The 7,119-nt window shown below is 41.8% G+C and carries 5 protein-coding genes; 2 read left to right on the top strand and 3 right to left on the bottom strand.

From position 1 onward, the window contains the following. Window positions 1–176 precede the first annotated feature (176 nt). Together QSE00_RS23225 and QSE00_RS23220 are read right to left on the bottom strand one after the other, a co-directional pair. Window positions 177–1,295: a TlpA disulfide reductase family protein gene (locus QSE00_RS23225; protein ID WP_110357612.1), complete on the bottom strand. Its 1,119-nt coding sequence runs from the start codon at window positions 1,293–1,295 to the stop codon at window positions 177–179. Between the two features lie 111 nt (window positions 1,296–1,406). Beyond that, the gene (locus tag QSE00_RS23220) at window positions 1,407–1,916 is read right to left on the bottom strand and encodes a hypothetical protein (RefSeq protein ID WP_110357611.1); all 510 of its coding nucleotides are present in this window, start codon (window positions 1,914–1,916) and stop codon (window positions 1,407–1,409) included. A gap of 103 nt (window positions 1,917–2,019) precedes the next feature. Between QSE00_RS23220 and QSE00_RS23215 the strand changes: the two genes are divergently transcribed. Next, entirely contained in the window at window positions 2,020–4,920 is a 2,901-nt protein-coding gene (locus QSE00_RS23215; RefSeq protein ID WP_286107708.1) for an FAD-binding and (Fe-S)-binding domain-containing protein, read from the top strand. 31 nt (window positions 4,921–4,951) lie between these two features. Here the strand turns inward: QSE00_RS23215 and QSE00_RS23210 are convergent, their stop codons facing one another. Beyond that, window positions 4,952–5,812 carry a UDP-2,3-diacylglucosamine diphosphatase gene (locus QSE00_RS23210; RefSeq protein ID WP_286107707.1) on the bottom strand — a complete coding sequence of 287 codons (861 nt, stop codon included), beginning with the start codon at window positions 5,810–5,812 and terminating at the stop codon, window positions 4,952–4,954. A gap of 229 nt (window positions 5,813–6,041) precedes the next feature. On the opposite strand from QSE00_RS23210, the gene aroC reads away from it, so the two are divergent. Next, entirely contained in the window at window positions 6,042–7,106 is a 1,065-nt protein-coding gene (gene aroC / locus QSE00_RS23205) for a chorismate synthase (RefSeq protein WP_110357608.1), read from the top strand. Window positions 7,107–7,119: the final 13 nt, after the last annotated feature.

Here is a 7,119-nt window from a genome sequence, read left to right as displayed (position 1 = left end):
CAAGAGCATACCTCCTGTCCAAAAATCATGATCGGGCATAAAAAAATGCCCCTAAATAAAATCTAAGGGCAGTTAATATTCTATGTGTTCTACAAAATTAAGCTAACTCCTGAAAGTGCCTAAAAAGGCCCGTAAAATAGTTACGGGCCTTTCCTTATTAAATTTATTAAATGTTGTTATTGCAAGAGTTCTGAAATTTTCGATTCCAATTCAGGACCTCTTAGGTTTTTTGCTACTATAACCCCATTTTCATCAAGTATAAAGGTAGCAGGAATAGCTTCTACATTGTAAAGCTTGGCCACGGCATCATTAAAGTAGTCCAAACTGGAAATATGGTTCCAGCTAAGTTTGTCGTCCGCAATGGCTTTTTTCCAATCCTCTTCCTTTCGATCCAAGGAAACACCAATAATATTAAGTCCTTTGGAGTGGTACTTGTTGTAAACGTTTACCACATTTGGGTTTTCAACCCTACAAGGCTTGCACCAGGCGGCCCAAAAATCGATGATGGTCACTTTTCCCATTGCCTCTTTTAGGGACAATTCCTTACCGTCCGGAGTAGGGCCGGAAAAGTCGGGCGCAGTAGCGCCAATTGCCGTACTCTTGCCTTTTTCTTCCCTAGCTTTGGCCGCTTCCAAACTTTTTAGGATGTTTTTGGCTGGCTGGGTTTCCTTTATTTCAGGGGTCAAGGCATCATACATTTTTTGTGCTTCTTCGCTCTCCACTATTCTTGTATTGAGTCCTTTTTCTATCAATAAAGCAGAGATAAGACCATTTGGATTGTTTTTAATGAAGTCCAACTCAAAATTCTTATATTCTTCCTGAAGTTCGGCAAACTCATCACGTAAGGAATTCACTGTGGCCTCGTCGGCGGTTTGCATATCTTTTTGAATAGACATTGCCTGGTCGGACAAAGCCCTGGATTCACTTAGATAATCAAAGAAAATATCATTTTGTACAGTGCCTTTCACCTTGGCAAAATTTAAACTATCCTTTTGGGCACTCAGTTCTATTTCACCTTTTTCGGCAACGACCGGTGTATATCCCTGTATTTTATCAATAAAAACATAAATTAAATCGGGCGAATCTGCAGGACCACTAACGGTAAACTTTCCGTTTTCCACAGTAGTGGTGTCAATATCATAGGGCTGATTGTTTTCTCCTATCTTTCTAATGAATATTTGGGTACCGTTTTCCACATCCCCGGTCAAAGTTCCGTTCAATACAAAACCTTCGGGTTTACTGTTGCACGCTACAACTCCTACAATTACGGTAAGGGACAATAATATTTTTTTCATTGTTGTTTTCTTTTAATTGGCGCAAATGTACTTAATAAATGAGTAATAAAAAAAGCCATAAATGCTACAAGAACATTCATGGCCCAATAAAATGGTAATTAGTTATTTATATCAGAACTGATAGCGAATTCCCAAGGCGATATCAAAATCAAAATTATCTGAGAAATCTTTGTAGCCCACAATGCCGATTTCGGGTCTAAAATCCAACGAAATCAGTAAAGGAATGTCAAAGTTGTATTCAATACCAATATCCCCGGCAGCCAGCACAAACAGCCCGCCATCGGGTGTGTAGTATCCGCCATTGCCATTCGGTCTGGAAGCGAAATCCACACTGCCAAGACCGCCACCGGCGCCGTAATACCAATTGAAATTTCCATCCAAGGGCCTTACCCATTGGTACAGGGCCGTTAATTTAAAGGCATCAAAATAACGACTATCCCGCCATCCCAGGTTGGCTTCCAATCTGTTGTCGCGATCCAAGGATTTTTGATAGGAGATTTCTGCCCCAAAACCATCACTGTCCCCCAAGCGCAGACCAATGGTGTGATCGGATATTTCTTGGGCACTTACAGAGAACCAGGAACATAACATAAAAAGCGTAAATAATTTTAAAATTTTCATAAGTGTTCTAAAGTTAATTAATGTAAAAATTAAAAATTCATTATTAATCTGAAACAATAAAACTTAATTTAGTGGCCAAAATTGTTTTGAGTTGGATAAAAATATGCTAAATAAATTAAAGGGTGAATTAGAGGGCGATTTGTTTGTAGACAAATTAATGACCACCCTATATGCCACCGATGCTTCCGTATATAGAAAAATGCCAATGGCAGTGGCCTACCCAAAGACCGAAGCGGATATTAAGAAATTAATTCTATTTGCAGGGGAACACAAAATTGGCTTAATACCCAGGACTGCAGGGACCTCCCTTGCCGGACAATGTGTAGGGGACGGTATAGTGGTGGATGTCTCCAAAAATTTCACCAAGATTCTTTCCGTAGATGTAGATAAAAAACAGGTAACCGTTCAGCCCGGGGTGATCCGGGACGAGTTAAACCTTTATTTGGAGCCTTACGGCTTATTTTTTGGACCAAACACTTCCACTTCCAACCGCTGTATGATCGGGGGAATGGTGGGCAACAATTCCTCGGGAACCACCTCTATCCAATATGGGGTAACCCGTGATCAGGTGGTATCCTTACAGACTTACTTATCCGATGGCAGTAAGGTGGAATTCAAGGATCTTTCCTTGAACGAATTTCTGGGTAAAATGTCCTTGGAAAATTTTGAAGGGGAAATTTATACCAATATACATAAGGAATTAAGCAACAAGGAAATACAGGCCGAAATTGTAAGGGAATTTCCAAAACCCCAGATCCATAGGCGCAATACCGGATATGCTGTGGACGAGTTGTTAAAGAACAATATTTTTGGCGATAGTGGCGAAGGCATCAACTTATGTAAATTATTGAGCGGGAGTGAGGGCACCTTGGCCTTTACTACGGAAATAGTACTACAATTGACCGAGTTGCCGCCAAAACTGTCGGCCATGGTAGTTACCCATTATAAAACCTTGGAGGACTGCTTGTTGGACGTAGCCCCGCTAATGGCCCATAATCTGCATACCTGTGAAATGATGGACAAGGTAATTTTGGATTGTACCAAAAATAACCGGACCCAATTGGAGAACAGATTTTTTGTGGAAGGGGATCCCGCGGCATTATTGATGTTGGAGGTCAAGTCCAATACCGAAGAGGACTTGGACCAACAACTTCAGCAATTATTGGAGACCGTTAAAAAATCAGGTTTAAGCTATGCCAGTCCTATATTGAAGATGGCCGATGTGAACAAGGCCATCGAACTTAGAAAGGCCGGATTGGGGCTACTTGGAAATATAGTGGGAGACCGTAAAGCGGTTGCTTGTATAGAAGATACGGCAGTGGCTTTGGAAGACTTAAAGGATTTTATAGGCGAATTCTCCCAAATAATGAAGGATTATAAACAAGATGCAGTCTACTATGCCCATGCAGGGGCAGGGGAGTTGCATTTAAGACCCATCCTAAATTTAAAAAAATCTACCGATGTGGCCTTGTTCAGGGCCATTACCACAGATGTGGCCAAGCTTACCAAAAAGTACCATGGATCCTTTAGCGGGGAACACGGCGATGGAATTGTAAGGGCAGAATTTATTCCTTTGATGATAGGGGAGAAGAACTATGAGCTGCTAAAGCGTGTAAAGAGCTATTTTGATCCAAACAATATTTTTAATCCGGGGAAAATTGTGGATGCCTACCCCATGGACGAATCCCTGCGATATGAAATTGATCGTCAGGAACCGGAAATAGAAACCTTGATGGACTTCTCCGATAGTGAGGGCATTCTAAAAGCGGCCGAAAAATGTAATGGCAGCGGTGACTGTAGAAAAACCCATAAGGTATCGGGAGCCATGTGTCCCAGTTACCATGCCACAAAAAACGAAAAGGATACCACACGGGGCCGTGCCAATACCCTAAGGGAATTTTTGACTTCCTCTGAAAAGGCCAATAAGTTTAACAATAAGGAACTAAAGGAAGTATTTGATCTTTGTTTGAGCTGTAAGGCCTGCTCCAGTGAATGTCCAAGCAATGTGGATGTGGCTACCCTAAAAGCAGAATTTCTGTATCAATACCAAGAGGAGAACGGCTACCCTCTTAGAGCAAAGCTTTTTGCCTATAATACCCAGCTCAATAGATTGGGTAGCAGTATGGCAGGTATAACCAATGCCATGTACGATTCCAAAATAATTGGGGGCTTGCTAAAAAAGACCGTTGGAGTGGCAGCGCAACGAAGTTTGCCAAAAGTTTATAAGTTCAATTTTGATAAGGAGCTTCAAAGGGCTAAGGCCCAAGTGAATACTACCAAGCCTACAGTGGTGCTGTACATAGATGAATTTACCAACTATTTGGATGTTGAACTGGGTAGGGATGCCATTGAAGTGCTGACGCGACTGGGGTATGGGGTAGAACTTTTTTATGCGGAGAGTGGAAGGACCTATATTTCCAAAGGGTTTTTAAAACAGGCCAAAAAATTGGCCATTAAGAATGTGGATAAGCTTTCGCAGCTAACGGATGGCGGATTCCCCATCCTAGGATTGGAACCTTCCGCCATACTTACGTTTAGGGATGAATACAAACGCTTTGGTCTTGATAAGAAGAAGATGGATGCCGTAGCTGCCAATTCTTTTTTAATAGAAGAATTCCTGGCCAGGGAAATTCAGTCCGGCGTTTTAACCTCCAATCTGTTTACACAGGAAACCAAGACTGTAAAGATCCATACACATTGCCATCAGAAGTCAATTTCCAATCAAAAGGTAACGTTCGACATATTGAATCTTCCAAAAAATTATACAGTTTCCATTATTAGTTCCGGATGTTGCGGTATGGCAGGGTCCTTTGGGTATGAAAAGGAGCATTACGAGGTGAGTATGCAGGTGGGGGAGCTAAAGCTGTTTCCGGCCGTTAGGAAGTCCGCAGAAGATGTGATCATTGCTGCCAATGGTACCAGTTGTAGGCACCAGATTTATGATGGGACCCAAAGAAAGGCCTTGCATCCGATTTCTATTCTAAAGGAAGCGCTTATAGTTTAAATGTATTTTGTGGGGTGAACTATGGGGACCCTTAAATCTTCGCCTTTTTTGGTTTTTTTTGTACAGGTTCTTCGCGGGTGTTGGTGGCGGTCATTAATTCATATATGTCCATGCTTTTGAGTTCCTCATCTGCAAAGAAGGGGGAGAGTTTATCCGCACTATACCTGTATATTTTCCAGCGTTTAAAGGTGTATTCCAGGGCTGTGAGATTCTCTACCCAATCCCCGGAATTTAAATAGGTACATTGGCCCCGTTCACCTTGGTAAATCTCTTTTTTGGGTTGATGGATATGGCCGCAGACAACATAATCATAATTTTTACCGATAGCCAGTTCCTTGGCAGTATGTTCAAATTTTTGAATAAATCCGACCGCGTCATGTACGCTATTCCTGATTCTTTTTGACAGGGAATATTTTTCGCGTCCCAATCGGCCCAAGATCCAATTGAGGATTCGGTTAAGGAGTATTAATAGACTGTAGCCATGCCTTCCTAGTTGGGCCATCCATTTTGCATTCCGAATGGATATATCAAAAACATCACCGTGAAAGAACCATGCTCTTTTACCGTTCAAATCCAAGGTCAATTGGTCTGCAAAGTGGATATTCCCCAAAGAGGTGCCACAGAACCTTCTAAGCCTATCGTCGTGGTTCCCTACAAGGTAATATACCTCGGTACCATTGGTGGCCATTCCCATAATTTTCCGAAGTACCTTGAGGTGTGTGGCAGGGAAATATTTCTTACTGAATTGCCAAATATCAATGATATCCCCGTTCAATACGAGTGTTTTAGGGTTAATACTGTTCAAATAGGCCAGTAGCTCATCCGCATGGCAACCGAAAGTCCCTAAATGCACGTCTGAAATAACTGCCAAATCTATTTGTCGCTTTTTCACGGAGGTGGAATTTTCTCAAATTAAACTCTTGGATTTAAATTGAATGTGAAGGTAAAATCAAATTAGAATAAGGAAATAGTTAAGTTTGTATTAAGTTGGTGCAATTCTGTTTTAATTTGCAATAAGCCGGGTTTCTATTTTTGTATCTCTGTTTTAAGATTTACCTTTGTGCCTTGGGGTGGAAATGCCCTAATAAACCATTTCATTACTACAACTTTTATTTAGGAATATGGCAGGAAATACTTTTGGAACCCTTTTTAAATTATCTACGTTCGGAGAATCGCATGGTGTGGCCATCGGCGGCGTATTGGATGGTTGCCCGGCAGGAATTGAATTGAACCTGGAAGCTATTCAGAAAGATCTCGACAGGCGTAAACCTGGACAGTCGGCCATCGTAACCCAACGTAAGGAGCCAGATACCGTTGAGTTTTACTCTGGGATTTTTGAAGGGAAGACCACTGGGACACCTATTGGGTTTGCCATACACAATACCAATCAGAAATCGCATGATTATTCACATATAAAGGACTCTTACAGGCCTTCGCATGCCGATTATGTATATGACCAAAAATACGGTTTTAGGGATTATCGGGGAGGAGGACGAAGTTCTGCCAGGGAAACCGCTAGTAGGGTTGTTGCAGGCGCCATTGCCAAACAATTTCTAGGGGAGATGAAAATAAACGCCTATGTTTCCCAAGTAGGGGGGCTATCCCTTGATAAAAGTTACCAGGAACTCGATTTTTCGTTGATAGAATCCAATCCTGTACGATGTCCGGATACCGACACTGCGGCCAAAATGGAGGAATACATTAAAAAAATCAAAAAGGAAGGCGATACTATTGGAGGGGTAATTACCTGTGTAATCCAAAATGTTCCAGTAGGCTTGGGAGAGCCCGTTTTTGATAAGTTACATGCAGAATTGGGGAAAGCCATGCTTTCCATTAACGCCGTAAAAGGTTTTGAGTACGGAAGTGGATTTGAAGGGGTAAAGATGAAGGGGAGTGCACATAACGATCAATTTAATACCGATGGTACCACCAAGACCAATCATAGTGGGGGTATACAAGGAGGAATAAGCAACGGAATGGATATATACTTCAATATAGCCTTTAAGCCGGTAGCTACTGTTATACAGCCCTATGACACTATAGATAGGGAAGGGAACAAGGTAACCACCCAAGGCAAGGGTAGGCACGATCCTTGTGTAGTGCCCAGGGCCGTGCCAATAGTGGAAGCTATGGCCGCATTGGTTATGGCCGATTATACTTTGATGAATAGGACCATAAAATTATAGCCTTATATTTTTT

Origin of the sequence: Arenibacter flavimaris, from assembly GCF_030291335.1 — a bacterium.
In the GTDB taxonomy this organism is placed as follows: domain Bacteria; phylum Bacteroidota; class Bacteroidia; order Flavobacteriales; family Flavobacteriaceae; genus Arenibacter.
The sequence above is the reverse complement of the archived record's forward strand: the minus strand, read 5'-3'. Positions and strand labels throughout refer to the sequence as shown.